Here is a 22,890-nt window from a genome sequence, read left to right as displayed (position 1 = left end):
ACGACCATGGACCAGCACACGACTCCCCGCCCAGAGACCGATTGCGTCGATGAATCGTGTCGTTACGGAAAGCGCAACCTGTACTACAGGCGCAAGGCCATGACCGCGGGCGACATGGCGCTCGAGCAGCGTTACCTGATCGAACGACGCCGTCTGCTCAGTCGCGGCATCGTGGGCTGGGGCATCGCTTGCGGCTTCGAGCTTTCGCTTCAGCCGGGCCTCAAGCCGGACGATCCGCCGCAGCTTGTATGCGGTCAGGGCCTTGCGCTCGACCGGGCTGGCCGCGAGTTGCTGCGCGTCGATGGCGGCGCAGTGCGTGAATGCGATCTCCTGATTCTCGACAATGGCCTGCGGGAGGCCTCCGAAACCGCTCGCGAGAAACCCACCGAAACCGAATTCAGGTGTCTCCTGACGATCCGCTACGCGGAGCGGCCGATCGACAAAGTACGCGTCAACGGCGACTGCGGATGCGGAGAATCGGAATGGAACCACGTCTGCGAAACCGTGGTCTTCGGTCTCGAGCCGATCTGCGGAGAGGACCCCTGCCCTCCCGGCGAGCCGCGCTGCCGCGAATGCCACTGCCACCTCGGCGAATCTCACCACGCGCCCGACCATCACGCGGCGCAGCATCGCGACCGGTCGGCTTGCCTTTGCGAGTGGCAGACCGGGCACACCATCCAGACCGAATACGCTGCCCTCGCGCATTGCGGGGATCTGATGGTGGCGCTCGGCGACGCGGTCGCCCTCGCCTGCGTGACGATCCGCTTCGACCGTTGCGGCTGTCCGGTACTCCGCTGCATCGACGACGCGTGCGAACCGCGGCGCTGGATCAAGACCAACGATGCGCTCTACGACCTCATCCGCGGGTGCGATCTCACCTGCATCGAGCATTTGAGCTGGGGAGGCTGGCACCGGCGCGCCGAACCCGTGCCCTGGACGGAATTCCGCGACAAGTTCCCTCGTCCGCCGCGCCACGAATATGAAAGCGACGAGGAGCGTCCGCGTCACTTGCGGTCCCATTTCACAATCGAATTCAGCGGTCCCGTACTCTGCGACACCCTCACCCCCGACTGCATCGTCTTCACGATCTTCTCACCCGACGAACTGGCGGGAATGCTGCATGCTCGCCGGGTCCGGATTCCCGAGCTCGAACTGCATGCGCGGCACGACGACGATCCCGAGGGAACCACGCGCGCCGTCACGCTGATGTTCGATTCGCGCTGGGTCGACGATCAGGTTTGGGACAGCACTACCGTGTTCAGGCATCCGCATACGCGCGTCGAGATCGAAATTCGCTGCGACTTCATCCTCGACTGTCGCGGGGAGGCCCTGGACGGCGAAGCCATCGGCCGACACCCGGCGCCGAGCGGCAATGGATCGCCCGGGGGGACGAACCTGACCACATTCCGGGTCGAGCCCCGCAGCCATCACGCCCGATGAATCCAGTCACAGCAAATCCGTCCTGAAGGCATCCCGAGAGGAGTTCCATCATGTCCGCGCCGATCACAAAACTGCCTGCGACCGTTTCCGGAACGGCCTCCCTGATTCGTCCGAGTTTCAGTGCAGGGCTTCTGCTACAGGATGACGATCTGACGCAGATCGTCGATTACGTCCGCGACATGTCGCGCCTCTTATATCGAACACTCTTCGGATGCGGCGTGATGTGCGGGTTCAAGATCACCGCCACAGTCGAATGCGGTAAATTGAAGATCGTCGTCGGACAGGGGCTCGCGCTCGATTGCGACGGCGATATTATCGAGCTGCGCCAGCCGCAGACCATTGAGGTCGATCCCACTTGCGGCCTGCCGATTCCGCCCGAAGTCTGGATCTCGATCTGTTACAAGGAGCGCAGCTGCGCCCCACGCGACGTCCTGTGTTCCGATACCGAGGGCGATACGGCCAGCACCGCAACCCGCATTCGCGAAGGCTATGAAATCCAGCTTCTCGCGGAACGGCCCAAATGCGTGTGCGGCTGCGAACGCAAGGTCCTCCGGGAAGGCGAGCCCGAGACGCAGCTCTCCCGCGCGCCTGTCGAATATGAGCGCGAGGGACAACGCCAAGGCTTCCTGGCCGCGCCGGATGATCCGTGCTATAGCGAACACTACGAAGGAGAATGCGCCTGCGATTGCGATTGCGATTGCGATTGCGTTCTGCTGGCCCGGCTACGCTACTACAAGGGCAATGACAACAAGGCGAGTGAAGTGATGATCGACTACGACGTGCGACGTTTTGTTCGCCCCGCGCTGATTCGCGACCCGCTCACTCAAATTTGAGCCGAGCAACGCCCTTTCACCCGTGCCGGTCTCCGAATGATGACAGCCGAACGTCTGGTCACGCGCCGAGCCGTCGTGGAGCGCCGCAAGGCCGCCCCCGCGCGAGCCACGGCGAACGGGGCGGCGACGACCACCGCGCAACTACTACAGCGGCGCGTCGGAAATCTCGGCACCCAGGTGCTCGTCGCCCGTTCGACGAACGCCGGACCGGCCATCCAGACCTCCGCGCCCACCGCCATCCAGACGCGGCTGCGCGTCTCGTCGCCGAGTGATCCTGCCGAACTCGAGGCGAGCGCCACCGGAAAGATGATCGCGCGCATGCCGGATCCGTTGGCGGCCGCGCCGCCCCTCGCGTCGTCTTCAGCCATGACGTATCGCCGCATCGAGACCTCGGCGCCACCGGAGGCGCAGCGCCTGGCCGTCGGCGCTGGCGACGCTCCCGCCGGCGTCGACGCGCAACTGGCCCGCGGCGGATCGACCGGCATGCCCTTGCCGGAACGGGTGCGCGGCTTCATGGAAACTCGCTTTCGCGCCAACTTCGGCGCGGTCCGCATCCATACCGACAGCCACGCCGCCATCCTCAGTGCAAAGCTCAATGCTCAGGCCTTCACCGTCGGGCGCGACGTCTATTTCGCGCGCGGCCAATTCAACCCCGACACGGCCGATGGCCGCGAACTCATAGCGCACGAACTCACACACACCATCCAGCAGGGCGCAGCCACTCAGGGACCGGAGATCCACCGCAGCGAAGCGCGCGTCGTCCAGACGACTGAGCCGCAGGTGCAGCGGCTCGGAACGAGCGACGCGCTCGACTACTTCGCCGACAAAGCCAACTTGATCCCGGGATTTCGAATGTTCACGATCGTCCTGGGCGTGAACCCGATCAACATGAGCCGCGTGGAGCGCAGCGCGGCCAACATCCTGCGCGCGATAATCGAGTTCATTCCGGGTGGAGCCCTCATTACACAGGCGCTGCAGAACTACGGGGTCTTCGACACGGTGGGCGGATGGATCGACGAACAGTTGCGCACGCTCGGACTCGTGGGCGCCTCGATCCGCAAGGCCATCGACACCTTCATCGGATCGCTCAGCTGGAGCGACATCTTCGATCTTGGCGGCGTCTGGCAACGGGCCAAGGCCATTGTCAGCGACCCGATCGAGCGCATCATCGCGTTCGCAAAGAGTCTCGGCCTCGGCATCCTGAAATTCATAAAGGACGCGATCCTGATGCCGCTTGCCAAACTCGCGGAAGGCACGCGCGGCTGGCCGCTTTTGACCGCAGTCCTCGGCAAGAACCCGATCACCGGCGAGCCGGTGCCGCGCAACGCCGAGACCCTGATCGGTGGCTTCATGAAGCTGATCGACCAGGAGGACGTGTGGGACAACGTGAAAAAAGCCAACGCGATCCCCCGCGCCTGGACCTGGTTCCAGACCACCTTGGGCGAATTGATGGCCTTCGTGACCCAGATTCCCACGCTCTTTCTCAACACCTTGAAGTCGCTGGAGATCGCAGACCTCGTTATCATCACCGGCGCCTTCGCCAAGGTGGCCGCGGTCTTCGGCGGCTTTGCCGCTCAATTCATTACATGGGCCGGCAATGCTGTCTGGACGCTTTTGCAGATCATCTTCGAAGTCGTGGCCCCTAGCGCCATTCCCTACCTCAAAAAGGCCGCCGGCGCCCTCAAGACCATCCTGAAAAATCCGATACCGTTCGTGGGCAACCTCGTGAAGGCCGGAAAGCTTGGGTTCCAGAACTTCGCCGACAACATCGGCCAGCACCTGAAGACCAGCATCATCGAATGGCTCACCGGCTCGCTGCCGGGCGTCTATATCCCGCAGAAACTCGAGCTCAAGGAGATACTGAAATTTGTCCTGAGCGTCCTCGGGCTGACGTGGCAGAACATCCGCCAGAAGCTCGTCAAGGTTGTGGGCGAGCCCGCGGTCAAAACGATGGAAACCGGCTTCGACATCGTCGTCACGCTTGTCACCGAAGGGCCAGCGGCAGCGTGGGACAAGATCAAAGAGCAGCTCGGTAGCCTGAAGGACATGGTGATCGGTGCTATCACCGACTTCATCGTCGAGACCATCGTCAAAAAGGCAGTGATGAAGGTCGTCAGCCTGCTGATCCCCGGCGGCGCCTTTATCCAGGCCATCGTCAGCATCTATGACACTATCGTTGTCTTCATCGACAAGCTGGCCAAGATCATTCAGGTCGCAAAGGCCTTCCTCGATTCGATCATGGAGATCGCTAGTGGCGCACTCGGCAACGCCGCCAAGAAGGTCGAGAGCACCCTCGCCGGTCTGCTCACTCTTGCCATCAGCTTCCTTGCCGGTTTCATCGGCTTGGGCAAGGTCGCAGACAAGGTCATGAACCTGCTGAACACCAAGGTCCGCGCGCCTATCGACAAGGCGCTAGATTTTGTCATCGACTGGATTGTGAAGACGGCGAAGAAGTTGTTTGCGAAGGTGTTTGGGAAGAAGGACGACAGCCGCACAGATGAGGAAAAGACGCGTGACCTGGACCTTGCTCTGCGCGAGGCAGAATCTGTTGCTCGAAGTAAGCTGCCAGCAGAAAAACTAAAGGCATCTTTCGCCGCCATCAAATCAAAATACAAGATGACTGCGCTTGAGGTCGTAGTAGAGCGTCAGGGTCAGGGAGAGGAAGTCGTTCATGTCCATGGAGCGATCAATCCGACCAAAGACACGGGACCCATAACGGTGAAGACTGGAGGAAAGACCGGTATTCGCTACTATCCGGACGGAACCCGTGCACGGCGGGCAGAAGGTTGGCTTTCGATTGGCGGAGGAAATCGAAATGAAGCGGCCCAGCACGCAGTGTCAGGACTTGTCAATCGGCAGCTGGACGTTCTACAGACTCTAGGAATCACAATCCCTGAGCGATTCGACGCAGGCCATCTGATCGGCGACCGGTACGGTGGTGATGGCGCAGCCTACAATCTCGTACCGATGGAGGAACGTGTCAATCGCAGTTGGTTTGGCTCATTCGAATCCCGGGTCGCAAGCCGACTAAAGGCCGGTGAATCGATCTATGTCGATGTAAGGGCGGAATACGATGATGGCAATCCTCTGCGCTCACTGATCGACGACCCAACAGTGCTTCCACCGGCGCAGGTCTCACCGACGAAGAGCGCCTTTAGGACGATTCCTTACGCAATTCGAATTACCGTTGGTCGAACCAACGCGGATGGGCGAGATGAGATCATCGCTCAGGATGTGTTCGACGTCCGAAAGCGCTTAAGCATGACTCTTGGTCAAGCGCGGCGGGAGACGGTCGTGGGGCCAGCCCCCGAGCGCGCTCGAGACATATTCAAATTCAAGTAAAAAGCACGATCGGAGACGCTCGACATCGGGCTCCATTTGCCAACAATCTGCGCCATTCATGCAGTCGCCACTGCTGTCGCGCACATAGCTTCGCACGGCAATGGCGCCAAGCTTTCGCCTACGACTTCCCCTCCGCCGCCGGTGCCTTCGCCACCGCCGCCAGCAAATCTATCATTCGCGACGCCTTCGCCGCATCAGCTGCCTTCTGCGTACTTGCAGCATTCTCCGCCGCCTGGGCCGCGTTTGCCGTGGCCTTGTCGACGGTCTGCTGAGCGGCAACGACCGCGTCCTGTGCCTTCTGCACCGCGTCGCCGTGATCCGCGGTCGACGGCGGCGGATCCTTCGGAAGCAAGGCTTGCGCCTCCCTCACGAGAACGTACAGCGCGATGTAGTCGCCCTGTGTTTCGGCAATGATCGTCCTGGCGACGAGATTCTCGGCCGCGGTCACGCTCGCGGTCAGCTGATTTGCCCACCCCTTCACTTCTGTGTAGGCCACCTGGGCCGCCTGCAACGCGGATTGCGCCGCCTTCGTGTCGGCAGCCGCCTTGACCGACGCGGCTGTGGCGTCGACGGCGTCCTTGGCCTTCGCAGCGAGACTCTTGTCGAAGTCGGCGACGACGCCGTCGATGCGCGCCTGATCGTCCTTTATGACCGCCAGTGCGGCAGTCAGCTTCTGGACCAATGTGGTTTTCACGGCGTCCAGACGCTTCTTCAAGGGCTGCAGGGTTGCGTCATAGGCTGCTGCCGTATCGGCCACTTCCTTGGCCTTGGCTTCCATCTGTGTCACATCGGCCTGCAGCGCGTGGGCTGTCTTATTCAGCGCGGCGATCTGGTCCTGAGTCTCCCTGAGCCGGGCCTGCTTTGCCTGAAGCTCATCCGCCGGCTTCGGCGCGACAGGTACGACGGGCACGTCAGGTACCGCGGCTGCCGGGGGTACGACCGCAGCGGCGGCTGCGCTGGCGACAACAGCGGGCGAAGGAACCGTGCTCTGAGTCTGCGTGTAGTTGACGTCCATGGCGTTGATCCTTTCGAGATGACTTGAGATGACCTCATTCGCTACAGAAGGTCGGCGAGTCGTGTGCCGCCGCACCTTCGTCGCCATCGCGGCTTGTTACGGCGGGCGCGCCCTACGGAACATTCGATGACGCCTTGTTATCGTGACGTCGATCAGGGCCAGCGTCGAAGGCCTCTTGTGAACGGATCAGGCGAGCGAGCCGTATGTGCTCCCCCGCGCGCTCGCCACCAAACGAAGCAGAAGGCGGGCGCACGCGCGATGACGCAATCCACGGCGCGTCTCGAACCCGGCGCATCGCATCGGCGCGCCGTGTGAGATTCAACTTGGAAAATATGCCGTGAACATGGTGCTTCACCGTGGCCACGCTCAACTGCAATTCGCGAGCGATTTCCTTGTTGGATAGTCCGTCTCCGATCAGCTTCAGCACGTCGCTTTCGCGAATTGTTAGCGCTGCGTTCTCGCCAAATTCATCAGTTGCCGGCAACATACGGAACAACGCCTTCATCAGCCCGGCCGAGATTTCGCCAGGACACGCGAGGCGCCCGGCGACCGCATCCATCATGGCCTGGTGCAAGTTTCCGATGGTGGCGTGGCGCGGTACGTATCCGGAAAATCCCGCCCTGCCGCACCGAATGACTTCCTGGCGCTGTTCTTCGAGTCCGAGCGCAACCAGAACGAGTTCGGGCCATTCCGTCGCTACCGATCGGACTTCGCCGAAGTCCACGCCTTGTGTAATGTCGATCAATACGATATCTGCGCGGCGGTCGATCAGCACTTCACGCAACACGGATATGCCATCGATCTGCGCGACGATCGTGACGTCATTCAGGTTCTGGAGGCACAAGAGCAACGCATCGGCGAGCAATCTGATGGGTGTGAGAAGGACAACGTCCATACATGCCCCGGCAAGGATGAGAATCGTCGGCGCCGCGGTCACTGATGGAACCAATCGATGGGTACGGGCTTGCGAGTACCTCGTTCGAAATACGATCCGTGCCTCAGCACGATCGAGCATCGATGAACCAGGCACGCCCAGCGGTTTGCTGCGATCGAACTCTTGCTCTCGGTGCAACGTGGTACGGCTTTCCTAGCAAGAATTCTTGCGCCGCTTGAGCTACTGGGGAACCAATGTGCGAGACGATCGAGAGTCGGTTTTGTCGTAGGAGTTATAGCACACACAAAGCAACATTTCCACGTAATGAATGGGGTTTGCGGCGGCAATCATCGATAGCCAATTGTCGTTAGTTGTGGACAGACAATCGAATGCTCGTTGGCGGTTCACTCCAGTCTGGTCGGAACCCGGCATTTGCGGTCGGCGTCCGAAACCCTATGACAGCACCCGCCCTTCAGTTTTGCTATCAACGGTCGTCTTATCCATATTTGAAGAATCGCGTGATCGCTTCTGGGGCTGGCTATGCGAATGTGGATTCGACGAAATCCGCAATTTGCTGTGTGGGATGCAGTGACACCGCAGAGGGGCGTCTGTGGTGCTGGCTTAGAGAAAAAGGACAACAGAAAGACGTTGCGCTTTTTTGGTGCGTGCATTGCCATTGCGATCGATCTTCTTGTCACAATCGGAGTAGTCCACAAACCGGCGGAGTCAGCCCCCCGACTGCCGTCCAGCCCTCACACAAGTCAATGGCGTAACTATTGACCCCAGACGCCGTTGCTAACAACGGCGGTACCACAACGAATATTTAAGGTTTAGGAAATCAGGTGAGGTCCGGTAAATAACCAAAGGCATCGGCCGGCGCTCACTGCTGTGCGTCTCGTTGGCTTTCCTGGCGCAGGGGCATGCCTTTGGCCAGCGTTCGCAAGCAGTGCGGCACCGGTTCGTGCGCCCAACGGCCGGCTCGATCACCGTGCAACAGGAACTCGATAAAGTTGCGTCACACCCCGCAGATCAAGCCAGCTAGAAGCGACTCCGTCGCGACTTTCCTCAAACGACATCCACCCTCTGTTTGAAGACTCACAAATACTGCCGGCAATGTACAACGAACGGAAAGCGCTCGCGTCATCATCGACGACTACCAAGGAATAGAAGTTCAGCCGAAAAATGCAGAGGCACGGTCCTAAACGTAGCCGCTTGAGGTCTGACTGTCGATAGTCAATTCACCTTGCAAACACCGCCATACCGTAGATACTGAATGCGTTGGGTTCGTGTCTCGACTCCGCGCTATGATCAAGTTAGGGAGGCTCAAATGAAGCCCCACGTGTTCATCGGCTCTTCCAGAGAAGGTCTGCAGTATGCCTATGCACTTCAGGACAACCTCGCAAACGACGGCGAGATCACTGTTTGGACACAAGATGTGTTCCATCCAAGCCAATTCACCCTCGATTCTTTACTAAAAGAACTAGATCTTGCCGACGTCGGTATCTTTGTGTTCTCGCCGGATGACGTCATCCGGAGCCGAGGGGTCGATCAGGCGGCAGTGCGGGACAACGTGGTTTTTGAGTTCGGACTGTTCGTTGGCCGTCTAGGCCTCTACCGAAGCTTCATCGTCGCACCCAAGGGCGAAGATTCACGGCTGCCGTCGGATCTCCTTGGCGTCAACTTCGCTATCTTTGATGCAATGCGCACCGACGAAAACCTCGGTGCTGCTCTCGGACCGGCAAGCAACAAGATTCGGGCATTGTTGAAGGGCGTTCAACCGAAGGTACATCGCGTCCCGTCGGAATGTGGCATCCCGATATTGGAACTCAGAAACCGGTTGTCCCATCGTCAACGGGCAATCCTGTCAGTGATCGAGGAGAAAGGTGCATGTTCAACGCAGGAGTTGGCCACAATCTTCTCCGAAACGCTTATGTCCGAGCTCATCTATAGGTTGGAGCAGTTGCGGCTACTGATGTTCATCGGAATGGACCTGGAAACAGCCCATTTACTTCCAGAGCAGAGAGTTTACGTCCTCACTCTTGCGTACCAACAGGAACTTGGTTCGAGTAAGGTTCCGCCCTTGGGGTCACAGGCCATTGGCGTGCGAACGAAGGACGGGTGATGGCCGAGCCTGTGTGAAAACGCACTGATCGCCTAGACTGAATCAACGCATTCAGACCGGGTGACTCATGAAGCGATTCGTTGAAGGCGATGACCGCAAGCATGTCGCACTACTTCCTGAATGCGTCGATGACTACATCGGGCAGGACAATCCTGTCAGGATCATCGACGTGTTCGTCGACGAACTGAACCTTGCGGAACTCGGCTTCGACGGTGCTACGCCCGCCCTCACGGGTCGCCCGTCCTACCACCCTGGAGTGATGCTCAAGCTCTATATCTATGGGTATCTGAACCGGGTACCGTCCAGTCGGCGTCTTGAGCGCGAATGCCAGCGCAATGTCGAGATGATGTGGCTGACAGGACGTCTGGCGCCGGACTTCAAGACGATCGCAGACTTCCGCCGCGACAATGGCCCAGCCATTCGCAACGTATGCCGGCGCTTCGTCCAGTTATGCCGGGGGCTGAAGCTGCTATCCAGTGACATGGTGGCTATCGACGGTAGCAAGTTCAAGGCGTCAAACAGCCGCGACAGGAACTACACGGCAAGCAAGATCGACAAGCGTCAGCAGCAGATTGAGGAAAGCGTGCAGCGCTATCTCGACCTGATTGAAACCGCAGACCGGACCAGTCCAACAGGTTTTGATGTGAAGACCGTTCGCCTGTACGAGAAGATCGCCCGCCTGCGCCAGCAGATGCGTGAGCTCGCACAGATCAGGAAGCGGTTGGAAAAACAACCGGGCAAACAGCTGTCGATGACGGATCCCGACGCACGATCCATGGCAACAAGTGGAAGAGGCTCCGGCATAGTGGGCTACAACGTTCAGGCCGCCGTAGACACGAAGCATCACCTGATCGTCGAGCACGAAGTGACGAACGTTGGAAAACGATCACGGCCAACTCAGCAGAATGGCGGTGTCTGCGAAGGACGCGATGGGCAAGCCGAAGCTGAAGGTTGTTGCTGATCGGGGTTACTTCAGCGGCCCGGAGATACGGGCATGCGACCTCAACCTGAACGGACCCATACCGCGCTGGCTCGGATGGTGCCATCCCGCCAGGTCGCTGTGGCCAGCGTGATGGTGCGGCAAAACAACTGCAGCGGCGATTTTGCGCGCGCGCTACTGGCGGCGACGCCCGCTGGCCTTCGGGTGGATGATCCACGGGGACGGCAGTCTGATCGCGACGGTGTGAGACGTCTGGCGGACATGGAGCGTGGGCTCATCAGGGTGCAACTTGTCGCGCAGGAGCTGGCGGCAGGGTATTACGATGACCTGTTCTTGCTCGCGCTGACTGCCAGTTTTGTGGGGAGCTGGATGCGCAATGACGTGGTGAGGTTGTGGCTGCAGTCGCGATATCCCGGTAACGCGGTCACCCTCGGGCGGATGGCATCGCGATCGGAATGCGCAAGGCATGCAAAACGGCCGATGAAGCTTGCTTATACCCCGGTCAGTGCAGGATGACGACCGGTCCGCAGCCAGTAGGTCGGGTCCCGCCATCACCTGCGGTAAAGGGGTCCAACACTGGCACGCGTGCATTGTGCAGGCAGTGCGGATCGCCTGACATTCCCGCGGGGAGGGTGCGGCGCATGCGCCAACTGGTGCTATCACACCTCCGTCGCACTCAGGCGTCGCTGTGCCGTTTATGCAACATGTGACGCGCTGGCGTTTTTTGACAGACAGCCGTTCCAGACTTTGATAGCCTTTGTCGTGGCCGGGCACCCGACGACAGGAGGGCTTCACCATGCTGCGATGGCTTGCAAACTGGGCTTCACATCACGCGCCCACTCCCGAGAAACAGGCGGAACGTGCACTTAATGACCTGCGCATGGAACTGTTCCAGGCCGAGCAGCATGTGCTCGATGCACAGCTACGCGTTAATTACTATCGGGCCCGGCTGACCTTTCTGGAGGAGGTGGCCAGTAAAGGCATCGAGCAGGTCTCCGACGAGCGCAAAGGCCTGCAGGAACCGTCGCCGGCATTGAGGCCCGGACTGAAACTGACCGCGGCGCAATAGTGTTCCGGCTCGCACCGCTGTGCGCTGTGCTCAGGATGCGAAAACGGGCCTCTGTAGCAGACTGCGTCGGCGGGGTCGTGGCGGCGCAACGGTCAGCACGAGCGATGCTCCCGACGGGAAGTGCGTTCACACGCACGGTGGCGAAGAACGGAGCGGTCGCTGACACCGCTCTTCGCAGACGGATGGAGGCTCGACTACCGGTCGCCGATCGTTTGCGACATCCACCGGATCTGCGTCAGATTCATTGCACAAAAGTAGCGCACTGCGTCGAGCAAGTTCCGGTTTTACCCTGCAAGACGTGCTGTCCTGCGCCAGTCAACTTAGCGTCGGCAGCGCAAAGCCATTGCTGACTCGCCCGTGTGAGTCGAAAGTTTGCCCTCCAATTTCCGGGTGTGGCGACGACCTGCCGCTCGGTGAGCAGAGAGGCCTGTTGTTGGAACGCCTGCAGCCCCCGGAACCCGACGGACGAACTACCCGCACAATTCGGCCATTGCCGACGTTCAGGCAACGCCACTTGCGAGGCAGCTTCAGGTTTCCTTTCCTGTCGTTCGATGCATCGCGCCCGCAAATGTCGGGTTCGCTGTTGTGGAGCAATCGTTGCACAGGCCGGCGGCGCTCGATGATCAGCCTCGTGTCGTATCATTCTGAGCGAGGCTGGATATACGCAATCACACCAGACGAAATAGTTGAAAGGGAGGTCCTTTTTGCCCAAACCGGAACTACGTCACTTCGAACGTGCTGCTCGTGAAGTTGGGAAGCACGGCGATAACGACACGCTGCCATTTGACATCGACGTTCGATTCTGTGGCGACGAGGCTAAAGCGCTCGCTTCTATCGCTTACGGCTTCTACTCGGAACTTAGGGACAGTCAGTCGTCAAAAGACAATCACGAGCGAATTGCGGAGCTAAACGTCCACAGTGAGAGGCTTTTGGCCCCCTCCGGGCCGGCCGGGTTCCGGGTTGTGACAAAGATTCACCTGTTTTGGAATATCTACCTGAACGGACTGGCCATCGCCATCGCCGAGGCGCTTGAACCGCAGAGGTCCCCCAACGTTCATTCCTACCGCTTCCTACCGACAGGTGGTGAGCAGCTCTTCGACGAGAACCGATTATGGCGAGCCTTCAAGGAGACTACCGCTATTCAGGCGAACGCAGCAGGTGATCAGGCTGTCGTCGTTCAAGCGGACATTTCGAGCTTCTACGAGCACGTCTCTCACCATTACATCGAGAACCTGATCAATGGTCTCGTCGGCGACGCCGCGCCAGTTTCGAAGCAAGTCAACGCACTTCTCAGCAAGCTCTTCGCAGGGCGCTCGTTCGGTCTGCCGGTCGGCGGCCAAGGAGCTCGGATCCTCGCAGAACTCTTCCTGAATCAGGTGGATGCCGCCCTTACAGCTCGCGGAGTGCACTGGAGCCGCTATGTTGACGACTATGTGCTGATTGCGGAGAACACTGCTGGGGCATACCGGGCGCTTGGCGTTCTTGCGCAAGGGTTGATGGATTACGGCCTGAGTTTGAACAAGTCAAAGACCGTATTCTTGTCCTCGAGGCACTATAGAGAGTACGTCTCGTCGCAACTTGGAAACGACGATATCGAGGCCGCGAAACTACGAAGCATTGACCTCAAGTTTGACCCATACTCCGACAACGCTGAGAAGGATTACGAGTCGCTCGTGGAGACCGTCGAGACACTTCATGTACGCCAGCTTTTGAACCGTGAATTGGAGAAAGCGTTGCCGGACTCCTTCTTGGTGACCCAGATCGGTCGGACAATACGGCTTCATGAGCCGGCCGTCGCACTCGAAATCGCGGCGACGCTGCTGAAGCAGCGGAATCTCCACGCCTTCCGCTCTTCGTTCTCCACTATTATGCGGGGTGTTGCTAACCTACGAAGCGACGCGAAATTCTCCTCCGCCCACGAACAGCTCGACCGTTTGCTTGATGATGTCCCTATCCACTCGGCGCATCTTCTGCAAGCCGACACTAGTTTGCTCCATTACCTGCGCTGCTTGCGTTTCCAAAGTACGCCGGCTCGAGTCCAGCTCGTGCGCCAGCTCTTCGATACTACGCAATTGGACACCGTACGACGCGCTTGCATTGATTGTTGGCGTGGCTGGCGCGATGCTGTCGCGTTCAACTCCCTGCGCAATCGCTGGCAACAAATGAGTCCCGGATGCCGGCGACTCTATTGGCTCGCATCCTTCGAATTCGCCGATGAGGGAGACAAGGCTCGACAGCAGGTAAAGCGGGCTGCTAACCAATCATGGGCGCTTGGGGTAGAGCTCCCTTTCGACGAAGCTAAGGACAAGATGAAGCTGAGCCAGATGCCACGCGGCGCCGAGCCACGGTTCTCGACTGTATTCATGAACTGGGCCAAAGGGATAAGCGATGCAGTTTGATCCACGAACCGTGGCCCGTGAAATCCCGGGTATATTTGATGAGGTGTTTCCACAGTTGACGCCGAGCATCGTCGCGCACTTAAACAATTCGGCGCTCATAGTCCAGGTCCAGCCACTGCAACCGAAACTCTTGCTTCTGTCGACGCTACAGCGCGCCATGCTCTTCGAACTCGGCTACACGGTGGGAGAGAGGCTGCTTAGAGGGTGTTAGGCACTTTTGTTAAGGGCTGCAAAGTGGACAAGCATAAGCACGGAGAATACGACGAAGTGCAAACCAGCCAAGGTTTCGGGCAATCGCTCGTAGTCTCTGGCCAGCCGGCGGAAGCGGTTGAGCCAGCCGAAGCTGCGCTCGACCACCCAGCGGCGCGGCAACAGCACGAAGCCCTTTTTCGCCTCCGACAGCTTGATTACCTGAAGCTCGATCCCTTCGTCGAGTGCTGCCTGCGCAGGCTCTTCGCCGGTATATCCCTGATCGGCGAACGCCACCTTCACCGTCTGGCCCGTGGCCTGCTGAACCTGACGCGCCAGTTCTCCGACCTGCGCACGTTCCTGTTCGTTGGCCGGCGTAACACGCACAGCAAGCAATTGCCCCAAGGTATCAACCGCCATGTGGACCTTGCTGCCACGTTTGCGTTTGTAGCCGTCGTAACCGGCGCGAGGTCCACTCTCGCAGGTCGACTGCAGGGTCCGCCCATCGAGAATGACCGCGCTGGGTTGACCACGACGCTTCTGGGCGATCCGGATGATCGAACGCAGGTCATTCACCATGGCCTCGAAACAGCCGGCCTGAATCCAGCGTTGCGTCTGCTGGTAGACCAGTTCCCAAGGTGGAAAGTCATTGGGCAACAAACGCCACGGTGCACCCGCGCGTACGATCCAGCGCAGCGCGTTGAACATCTCGCGCAGTTCGTAGCGGCGCTGCGGTGCGTCCTTGTTCATCAAGGTCAGGTACGGAGCGGCGAAGTACCACTCTTCATCCGATACATCCGTTGGGTAAGGCGTGCGTTTTTTCATCCCACCAGGATACCAGGTCCGACAAAAAGTGCCTAACACCCTCTAAGGGCGAAGCGAGCATCGATTGGCAAACTTGCTTCGCTGAAACGCTCCAGCGGCAGCGTGCGTACTTTGATGCGAAGCTGCCTGACCATCTGACCCAATGGGATCAGGCCTTGGCCGAAACAGTTGGCAGGAATCTCGCTAACTCGATGACAGAGATGAGCCTCGTGAGCGGGCGTGCGATCGTCATCCGGCCGCGAATTCCGGGCCTCGAGTGGATTGCCAATGGCTACGGAGACTTCGCCCTCGGGGGTACGCTTGTAGAGGTGAAGTGCAGCGTTAAGCGCTTCTCGTCGGCGGACTATCGCCAAGTAGCCATCTATTGGCTCTTGAGCTACGCGGCGTCCATTGAGGGGCATGAAGCCGAGTGGGAGGACTTCGTGCTGCTAAATCCGAGGAGCGGAGAGAAAGTCTCGATGAAATTTAACGCCTTCTTGTCCATTATTAGCAGCGGCCGCACAAAGCTTGACATCCTTCAATTGTTTCAGTCCCTTGTTGGATCGCGCCTTACGCACTGAAGTAAGGTCTGCAATTTTCCTACAATCAGCTCCGATACTGCACTGGCCCGTTGATCGTATCTCTGGCGGACGTTGGCGCGTGTTGAGTTGTCAGCAACGAATAATGGACGTATTTCGTACAGTTAAGGCATGAATGAAGATACCGGTTATGTGGATAAAATTAAGTCTGGAAAGGCCTATCATGGAGTCTTTCGTTACTGTTGAAGGACATGCGAATGAGCGAGCGCGATCTGAATCCTCCCCGCCGGAATTACTATTCCGTAAGGAGCGGCAAGCGGCCGGCTGGTGATGGTTTCAGTTTGGCAGATTTCAAACGGTTTTTTCGAGCGGCTTTCGACCGACTGTGGGGAGATGGCTTTTTTCAGGAATGGTTTGGCTACTCATGTATCGACGCTGGAGATGTAAATGGCAAAGCAGGTGGTGACAACAACTTGTTCGTTTTTCGGAAGCTGCGTACCCTAGGGCTGTGGCCGATTTGGGAGAAACTAGATGCATACGCGGAGGATGATCTATTCGATATGATCGAATTTCTGTACGATCACGCATCCAAAGGGATCGACGGAAGCTACCACCAATTCAACGATTGCGGCTGGCACTACTCCAAATTCGATCCGCAAGCCGGGCGCGATATCTTCCGCCAGGAGATGAACGAGATATTAGCGGACTATGGCCCTGGGTTTGAGCTTTCCAACGCCGGGGAGATATTGACCTTGGCCGATGATGAGTTCGCGCCGATCCTCTCTGCCGACGTCCCGCATGCCGATGCTGCAAATGTTCGAGATCGAGTGGAGGCCGCTAAGTTAAAGTATCGGCGTCGCGCGCTTTCTGAAAGAAAGGATGCCATTCGTGATTTGGCGGATGTGCTTGAATTTCTCAGGGCCGAGGCTAAATCGGTATTGAGTTCGAAGGACGAAGCAGATCTGTTCCAGCTGGCAAACAATTTTGGCATCCGTCATCATCGCAGGGATCAGAAGACCGACTACGATTCCTCGATTTGGCTAAGCTGGATGTTCTATTACTATCTCGCTACGATCCATGCTTGCTTGCGACTAATCGAGAAGTCCAATATCGCGGGCCCTAGTTCCCCCACTCCTCAAAACTCCTAATTCGCTTTGATCACCTGCTTTCGTCCGCAAGGACGTGCGCTCCCAGCTTGAAGCGGTGCAGGCACTCTTGGCGGCCATGGCCCGTAGAGGTCAGCGGATTATCAATCTGTTGACAAGATGTATAAACTTCGACAGGGCGTCATTTAAAGGTTTGACATGATAGTTGTGCATTCGCGGTACGACAAGTTGCACCCGCAAGCGAAGGTTCTTCAAGATGAGGTCGTTCTTGCTCAGGCTTGGAAGAAGACTCACACATTTATTCGGCGCCACAACTGGTATGCGGACTGTAGTGGTCTAATTTCCTCGGACAGGTCGATAGGGGGACAATCCGGAATCGACGAGGAAAAAGAGCAGGATGACAAGAAGGCGCCGACAATTTGACACCAGCTTCAAGCTGGAAGTGGTACGGATGGTACGGGACCAGGGGTTATCGGTCAGCGAAGTCTGCCGGTCGATGGACCTTGTTGAGACAGCCGTGCGGCGCTGGGTGGCCCAGTACGACGCAGAGCGTGCGGGCGGCCCCGGCGAGGGCAAGCCGTTGACGGCGGAACAGCAGCGCATCCGGCAACTTGAAGCGGAGAACCGGCAATTGCGCGAGGACAATGCGCTGCTAAAAAAAGCGTCGGCCTTCTTTGCCCGGGAACTGAAGTGAGTTACCGCGTGGTAACTCACTTGCAACAGGAGGCCGTATCGGTCAGTCACGCCTGCCGGGTGTTGGAGGTGAGTCGCTCTGGCTACTATGCGCACCAGCGCGCTAAGCCGAGTGCAAAGAGTCTGCAGGAGCGGACCCACGTCAAGGCAGCATTCGTCGCCAGTGGCGCGAGCTATGGCAGCCGCCGTGTGATGCATGCGCTGCGGGAGCATGGGCTGCATATTGGTCGCTACCGGGTGCGGACGCTGATGCGCGAAGCGGGCCTGCGCACGAGCTGGAAGCGCAAGTTCGTCTCGACGACCGACAGCAGGCATACGCTACCTGTCGCGGAGAACGTGCTCGACCGGAAATTTGAGGTCGCCGAGCCCAACCGCGCGTGGGTTTCGGACATCACGTATATCCGCACGGCGCAAGGCTGGCTGTATCTGGCGGTCGTACTGGACCTGTACTCACGCAAGGTGGTCGGCTGGTCCATGGCGCCGACCATGCCGGCCGCACTGGTCATTTCGGCACTGACCATGGCGCTGCAGCAGCGTCGGCCAGCGTCAGGCCTGCTCCTGCATTCGGACCGGGGCAGCCAGTACGCGAGCGATGAATACCAGGCCTTGCTCAAGCAGCATCACGTGGTTTGCAGTATGAGCCGCAAAGGAAATTGCTGGGACAATTCGGTAATGGAGCGGTTCTTCCTGAACCTGAAAATGGAGCGCGTGTGGCAGCGTCAGTACGCCAACCACGATGAAGCACGGCGCGACATCAACCAGTACATCGTCGGTTTTTACAACGCAGTACGCTTGCATTCGACTTTGGGCTATCTGTCGCCCGTTGCCTACGAGGCAAAACCGACAGTAAAAGAACCTATCAGCCTGTCCGAAATAACTTGATCACTACACCCAGCCTCAATTGGAAGCCGCCGCAGCACCCACACCACCCGCTCCGGCCGTCTTCACAGCCGCTGCTTCCCCCGGATGCTGAATAGCATAAATCTCCCGATTCCGGGCAATCGTCGCCTCACTAGGCGGATAGTCATCCTTAGGCGCCGGCACGAGCCCTTCAGCCTGGGCCTGCTGCAACTGGGCCAGCACTTCAGCCCGCGTCAACCCTGGCGAATTAGACTGAGCAAAAGCAGTCGACCCAATCGACAAACCAAGCGCGGCAACAGCAACAGCCAAAGCGGTAAAACGTTTCATGATGTCTCTCCGAATATGTGCAAGAAATGAGTGGCCTGAACCACGCTTCCCATTCTTGTCATTTCAGCTGTCGGAGCACTGACCTTCGGATTACCGTTTTGTTATCTACGCACCGCGCCTGAATCAGAACAGAAAACCCAAACTCCAGATAACAGAACGGTAATCTATCCGACCACCGCCGGTAAGCGCCACCCCCACACACTCCTGACTCACGAAGAAGCCCGCGTCCCGCGCCGCCAGGCGTTGAAACAAACCGTGCGCTTCCCTCTGCCTCTTTTCAGGAAACCGTCATGTGGATCGTCAAGCTCGCGCTGCGCCGCCCATATACATTCGTGGTTCTTGCGGTGTTGATTTTTATCGTCGGCCCGCTCGCGATACTGCGTACACCCACCGATATCTTTCCGAACATCGACATCCCGGTGGTCAGCATCGTCTGGACGTATAACGGCTTTTCCGCACAGGACATGGCTAACCGCATCACGTCGAACTACGAGCGCGCGCTGACCTCCGACGTCGACGATATCGAGCATATCGAGTCGCAATCGCTGAACGGCGTCTCGGTAGTGAAGATCTTTTTTCACCCGGGCGCTGACATCAATCGCGCGATTGCCGAGGCGGCCTCCAATTCGGCTTCGATCCTGCGCGTGCTGCCGCCCGGCACGTTGCCGCCGAACATCATCACGTACAACGCGTCGACGGTGCCAATCCTGCAACTTGGGCTCTCCAGCGACACGCTGTCCGAACAGCAGCTCTATGATCTCGGCAACAGCCAGATCCGCACGCAACTGGCGACGGTGCAAGGTGCGTCGGTGCCGCTGCCGTTCGGCGGCAAGGTGCGGCAGATCATGGTCGATATCGATCCGCGCGCGCTGCAGGCAAAAGGCCTGTCACCACTCGACGTGGTCAACGCCGTCAACGCGCAGAACCTGATTCTTCCGGGCGGCACCGCCAAAATCGGCACGAAGGAATACAACGTGCAGATGAATGGCAGCACTGACACGGTGGCCGCGCTGAACGACCTGCCGATCAAGACGGTAGCCGGCGGCGTGGTGTATGTGCGCGACGTTGCCCATGTGCGCGACGGCTATGCGCCGCAAACCAACATCGTGCGCAGCGACGGCAAACGCGCGGCGCTCCTCACCATCGAAAAATCCGGCAGCACGTCCACCTTGACCATCATCCAGCAGGTCAAGACGATGCTGCCGCATATCGCGGCGGGTTTGCCGAGCGCGCTGCATATCACCGCGCTGTCCGATCAATCGGTGTTCGTGAAGTCTGCCGTAGTGGGTGTGGCGCGCGAGGCCGTGATCGCCGCGGCCCTGACCGCGGTGATGATCCTGCTGTTTCTCGGCAGCTGGCGCGCAACGTTGATCATCGTAGTGTCGATTCCGCTCGCGGTGCTGACCTCACTGATCGCACTTTCCGCGCTCGGCCAGACCATCAACATCATGACGCTTGGCGGGCTCGCTCTAGCGGTGGGTATTCTCGTCGACGACGCCACCGTCGCGATCGAGAACATTACGCACCATCTGGAGAACGGCGAGCCACTGCACGACGCGATTCTGAACGGCTCGGGCGAAATCGCGGTACCGACGTTCGTCTCGACACTGTCCATCTGCATCGTGTTCGTGCCGATGTTTCTACTCTCCGGCGTGGCGCGCTATCTGTTCGTGCCGCTCGCCGAGGCGGTGGTGTTCGCGATGATCGCATCGTATTTCTTCTCGCGTACGCTGGTGCCGACCCTCGCGATGTATCTGATGCGTGCGCGCAGTAACGCGCCTGTCACGGGCAACGGACCGATTGCGCGCCTGATCCGCTTCCAGGCAGCCTTCGAACATCGCTTCGAGAAGTTGCGCGAACGCTATCGCGGCGTGCTTGCGTCGGCTATCGCTAGCCCGCGCCGTTTCATTGCGATCTTTCTGCTGCTGTGTATCGGCTCGCTCGTCCTGGTGCCATTCTCCGGCCGCGATTTCTTCCCCGCTGTCGATACAGGGGAAATCCGCCTGCACCTGCGTGCGCCAACTGGCACGCGTATCGAAGACACCGCGCGCATCACCGATGAAGTCGAGGCCCGTATGCGCAGCGTGATCCCGAAGCCGGAACTCGCGGCCATGCTCGACAATATCGGCGTGCCGGTGAGCGGTATCAACCTGACCTACGATTCCTCCGACCCGATCGGCCCCGAAGACGCCGACGTGATGATCACACTCGCAGCCGGACACAAGCCCACCGCTGCCTATGTGGCGACGCTGCGCACCACGCTCTTCAAGGATTTCCCCGGCGTTACGTTCGCCTTCCTGCCCGCCGATATCGTCAGTCAGATTCTCAACTTTGGCTTGCCTGCGCCAATCGATATCCAGATCGTCGGCAACAAGCTCGATGCCAATCGCGTCGTGGCGAACCGTTTGCTTGCTCAACTGCGCGGTGTACGCGGCCTCGTCGATGCACGCATCCAGCAACCGGGCGACGAACCCGCGATCAACGTCAATGTCGACCGTACGCGAGCAATTCAGGCCGGCCTGTTGCAACGTGACGTGTCGCAGAACCTGCTGATCGCGCTCTCAGGCAGCTCGCAGACCACGCCGAATTTCTGGCTCGATCCGCACAACGGTGTCAGCTATCCGCTGATGGCGATGATGCCGCAGTACGACATCAATTCACTGCAGGCGCTGGCCAATATTCCAGTCGCGCAGAACCGTGGCACGGTGGCGGCATCCGCTGCGGTAAGCGGCAACGGGCCCGCTCCGCAGAACCTGCTCGGCGCGATGAGCACGCTGACACGCGCCACCCAGCAAGCTGTCGTCTCGCACTACAACGTGCAGCCGGTGCTCGATATTTTTTGCATCGGCGCAAGGTCGTGATCTCGGCGGTGTGGCGACCGATGTGAACCGCCTCGTCGATCAGATCCGGCCGCAATTACCGCCGGGCGCCTCGATTGTGGTGCGCGGCCAGGTGCAGGCGATGCACGACTCGTTCAGTGGCCTCGCAAGCGGTCTCGTGTTCGCGATCGCCCTCGTCTATCTGCTGATGGTCGTCAATTTTCAGTCGTGGCTCGATCCGTTCATCATCATCAGCGGCTTGCCGGGTTCGCTCGCGGGCATCGCGTGGATGCTGTTCAGCACAGGCACGACCGTGAGCGTGCCGGCACTGACCGGCACCATTCTGTGTATCGGCATTGCCACGGCTAACAGCATCCTCGTGATCAACACCGCGCGCGAATTCCATCACGGTGGCAAGCCGCCGCTGCAGGCCGCGCTCGAGGCAGGCTTCAGCCGTTTCCGTCCGGTGCTGATGACCGCGCTCGCCATGCTGATCGGCATGCTGCCGATGGCGCTCGGCCTCGCGACGGTGGCGAACAGAACGCGCCGCTTGGCCGCGCGGTGATCGGCGCCTTGCGCTTGGCACGGTGTCCACCTTGCTGTTTGTTCCGGTCGTCTACGGGATGGTGCATGCGTGGCTCGATAAACGACGCGCGGCTCGCACCGCCGCGGAAGAATCCCGCGTTCCCGCCCGCACCACTTGACTCCGACGAGAACTAGCTCATGAACAATCCATCACTTCCGCCGGACCTCGGCGACAGGTCTGAACCGGCTGTTGAGGTTGATCGAGCGCAGAAGCTGCTCGAGCCACCGATACGCGCATGCCACTGAGACCGTTCAAGCGGCTCCGTCCGCTCAGCGCGCGAGCGGCAACGAATACTCGCACCCCACCGCCGCCGGAACCGAACGCTCAGCCGACATGACCACAAGCCCCGAAGCCGCGTCGCCGCGTGTGGCCGTTCGCATTGGCTGGCCTCGCCGCAGCGTTACTGATCGTGGGCATCCTGCCGCGTCTACACGCAAGCGCCGCGCTGACACAACAGACGCAAGCGCAAAGCGTGCTCAGCGTGTCCGTGGTCACGCCGCGCCCCGCACCGGCCGTCAACGAATTGCTGCTGCCAGGCGCCGGTGACACCGTTCGCCGAAGCATCGATCTATGCGCGCACGAGCGGGTATCTGGCGCACTGGAACACCGACATCGGCGCCCAGGTGAAAAGCGGTCAGACGCTCGCCACGATCGACGCGCCCGATCTGGACGCCCAACTGCGCCAGGCCCGCGCCGACGAAGCCACCGCCCAGCCAACTTCGACTTCGCGAAAACGACAGCGCAACGCTGGCAGGAGATGCTGAAAACCCAATCGGTCGCGCAACAGGATGCGGATACGAAAGTCAGCGACATGGAAGCGCGTCGCGCGATGCTGGCGTCGGCGCAGGCCAATGTCGCGCATCTCGCCGAGCTGTGTCGTACGAGAAGATCACCGCACCGTTCGACGGCACGATCACCGCGCGCCATGTCGA

At 59.4% G+C, this 22,890-nt stretch carries 14 protein-coding genes and 3 pseudogenes; 13 read left to right on the top strand and 4 right to left on the bottom strand.

Annotated elements, in window-relative coordinates; all coding sequences use genetic code 11:
* Positions 1–6: 6 nt before the first annotated feature.
* Genes B0G69_RS31565 through B0G69_RS31555 form a run of 3 tightly spaced genes read left to right on the top strand, consistent with a single transcriptional unit; the run spans position 7 to position 5,615 of the window.
* Positions 7–1,440, top strand: coding sequence for a hypothetical protein (locus B0G69_RS31565; RefSeq protein WP_147440793.1), 1,434 nt, complete (start codon positions 7–9; stop codon positions 1,438–1,440).
* 50 nt (positions 1,441–1,490) lie between these two features.
* On the top strand, positions 1,491–2,273 hold the full coding sequence (locus tag B0G69_RS31560; protein ID WP_121323998.1) for a hypothetical protein: 783 nt from the start codon (positions 1,491–1,493) through the stop codon (positions 2,271–2,273).
* 36 nt (positions 2,274–2,309) lie between these two features.
* Entirely contained in the window at positions 2,310–5,615 is a 3,306-nt protein-coding gene (locus B0G69_RS31555; RefSeq protein ID WP_121323997.1) for a DUF4157 domain-containing protein, read from the top strand.
* 118 nt (positions 5,616–5,733) lie between these two features.
* Here the strand turns inward: B0G69_RS31555 and B0G69_RS31550 are convergent, their stop codons facing one another.
* Together B0G69_RS31550 and B0G69_RS31545 are read right to left on the bottom strand one after the other, a co-directional pair.
* Positions 5,734–6,630 (bottom strand): hypothetical protein, encoded by an 897-nt coding sequence (locus B0G69_RS31550; RefSeq protein WP_121323996.1) that lies wholly within the window; start codon positions 6,628–6,630, stop codon positions 5,734–5,736.
* A 112-nt stretch (positions 6,631–6,742) separates the two neighbouring features.
* Positions 6,743–7,567 carry a response regulator transcription factor gene (locus B0G69_RS31545; RefSeq protein WP_241991571.1) on the bottom strand — a complete coding sequence of 275 codons (825 nt, stop codon included), beginning with the start codon at positions 7,565–7,567 and terminating at the stop codon, positions 6,743–6,745.
* Between the two features lie 1,264 nt (positions 7,568–8,831).
* Between B0G69_RS31545 and B0G69_RS31540 the strand changes: the two genes are divergently transcribed.
* The 5 genes and pseudogenes from B0G69_RS31540 to B0G69_RS31520 all read left to right on the top strand — a co-directional run bounded on the left by B0G69_RS31540 (position 8,832) and on the right by B0G69_RS31520 (position 14,034).
* Positions 8,832–9,626 carry a nucleotide-binding protein gene (locus B0G69_RS31540; protein WP_158609008.1) on the top strand — a complete coding sequence of 265 codons (795 nt, stop codon included), beginning with the start codon at positions 8,832–8,834 and terminating at the stop codon, positions 9,624–9,626.
* A 67-nt stretch (positions 9,627–9,693) separates the two neighbouring features.
* Positions 9,694–10,633: pseudogene (locus tag B0G69_RS31535) on the top strand (IS1182 family transposase); the annotation flags it as partial.
* On the top strand, positions 10,621–11,082 hold the full coding sequence (locus tag B0G69_RS31530) for a hypothetical protein (RefSeq protein WP_199731506.1): 462 nt from the start codon (positions 10,621–10,623) through the stop codon (positions 11,080–11,082). The pseudogene B0G69_RS31535 and the gene B0G69_RS31530, both read left to right, overlap by 13 nt.
* Before the next feature lie 280 nt (positions 11,083–11,362).
* Positions 11,363–11,635, top strand: coding sequence for a hypothetical protein (locus B0G69_RS31525; protein ID WP_121323992.1), 273 nt, complete (start codon positions 11,363–11,365; stop codon positions 11,633–11,635).
* A 704-nt stretch (positions 11,636–12,339) separates the two neighbouring features.
* Positions 12,340–14,034 (top strand): RNA-directed DNA polymerase, encoded by a 1,695-nt coding sequence (locus B0G69_RS31520; RefSeq protein ID WP_121323991.1) that lies wholly within the window; start codon positions 12,340–12,342, stop codon positions 14,032–14,034.
* A 207-nt stretch (positions 14,035–14,241) separates the two neighbouring features.
* Here the strand turns inward: B0G69_RS31520 and B0G69_RS31510 are convergent, their stop codons facing one another.
* Entirely contained in the window at positions 14,242–15,048 is an 807-nt protein-coding gene (locus B0G69_RS31510) for an IS5 family transposase (RefSeq protein WP_121315303.1), read from the bottom strand.
* A 155-nt stretch (positions 15,049–15,203) separates the two neighbouring features.
* On the opposite strand from B0G69_RS31510, the gene B0G69_RS31505 reads away from it, so the two are divergent.
* From B0G69_RS31505 to B0G69_RS31495, 3 genes are all read left to right on the top strand, one after another.
* Positions 15,204–15,608 (top strand): hypothetical protein, encoded by a 405-nt coding sequence (locus B0G69_RS31505; protein WP_199731440.1) that lies wholly within the window; start codon positions 15,204–15,206, stop codon positions 15,606–15,608.
* A gap of 215 nt (positions 15,609–15,823) precedes the next feature.
* Entirely contained in the window at positions 15,824–16,714 is an 891-nt protein-coding gene (locus tag B0G69_RS31500) for a hypothetical protein (RefSeq protein ID WP_241991570.1), read from the top strand.
* 355 nt (positions 16,715–17,069) lie between these two features.
* A protein-coding gene (locus tag B0G69_RS31495; protein ID WP_199731125.1) for an IS3 family transposase occupies positions 17,070–18,247 on the top strand; the annotation gives its coding sequence in 2 pieces (ribosomal slippage) (positions 17,070–17,337 and positions 17,337–18,247; 1,179 coding nt in all).
* A 15-nt stretch (positions 18,248–18,262) separates the two neighbouring features.
* Here the strand turns inward: B0G69_RS31495 and B0G69_RS31490 are convergent.
* On the bottom strand, positions 18,263–18,553 hold the full coding sequence (locus B0G69_RS31490; RefSeq protein WP_121323990.1) for a DUF4148 domain-containing protein: 291 nt from the start codon (positions 18,551–18,553) through the stop codon (positions 18,263–18,265).
* 290 nt (positions 18,554–18,843) lie between these two features.
* On the opposite strand from B0G69_RS31490, the pseudogene B0G69_RS31485 reads away from it, so the two are divergent.
* Positions 18,844–22,076, top strand: a pseudogene (locus B0G69_RS31485) (efflux RND transporter permease subunit).
* 246 nt (positions 22,077–22,322) lie between these two features.
* Positions 22,323–22,890 (top strand): annotated as a pseudogene (locus B0G69_RS31480) (efflux RND transporter periplasmic adaptor subunit); the annotation flags it as partial.

The organism is Paraburkholderia sp. RAU2J (assembly GCF_003634845.1).
In the GTDB taxonomy this organism is placed as follows: domain Bacteria; phylum Pseudomonadota; class Gammaproteobacteria; order Burkholderiales; family Burkholderiaceae; genus Paraburkholderia; species Paraburkholderia fynbosensis.
Note: the sequence above shows the minus strand (reverse complement) of the source record. Positions and strands in the feature narration are given on the sequence as shown.

What these genes read in the sequence shown, in the direction of transcription:
- B0G69_RS31550 (WP_121323996.1), bottom strand. Translation starts at nt 6,630, where the DNA reads ATGGACGTCAACTACACGCAGACTCAGAGCACGGTTCCTTCGCCCGCT.
- B0G69_RS31490 (WP_121323990.1), bottom strand. Translation starts at nt 18,553, where the DNA reads ATGAAACGTTTTACCGCTTTGGCTGTTGCTGTTGCCGCGCTTGGTTTG.
- B0G69_RS31500 (WP_241991570.1), top strand. Translation starts at nt 15,824, where the DNA reads ATGAGCGAGCGCGATCTGAATCCTCCCCGCCGGAATTACTATTCCGTA.
- B0G69_RS31560 (WP_121323998.1), top strand. Translation starts at nt 1,491, where the DNA reads ATGTCCGCGCCGATCACAAAACTGCCTGCGACCGTTTCCGGAACGGCC.
- B0G69_RS31555 (WP_121323997.1), top strand. Translation starts at nt 2,310, where the DNA reads ATGATGACAGCCGAACGTCTGGTCACGCGCCGAGCCGTCGTGGAGCGC.
- B0G69_RS31540 (WP_158609008.1), top strand. Translation starts at nt 8,832, where the DNA reads ATGAAGCCCCACGTGTTCATCGGCTCTTCCAGAGAAGGTCTGCAGTAT.
- B0G69_RS31525 (WP_121323992.1), top strand. Translation starts at nt 11,363, where the DNA reads ATGCTGCGATGGCTTGCAAACTGGGCTTCACATCACGCGCCCACTCCC.
- B0G69_RS31565 (WP_147440793.1), top strand. Translation starts at nt 7, where the DNA reads ATGGACCAGCACACGACTCCCCGCCCAGAGACCGATTGCGTCGATGAA.
- B0G69_RS31530 (WP_199731506.1), top strand. Translation starts at nt 10,621, where the DNA reads ATGCGACCTCAACCTGAACGGACCCATACCGCGCTGGCTCGGATGGTG.
- B0G69_RS31510 (WP_121315303.1), bottom strand. Translation starts at nt 15,048, where the DNA reads ATGAAAAAACGCACGCCTTACCCAACGGATGTATCGGATGAAGAGTGG.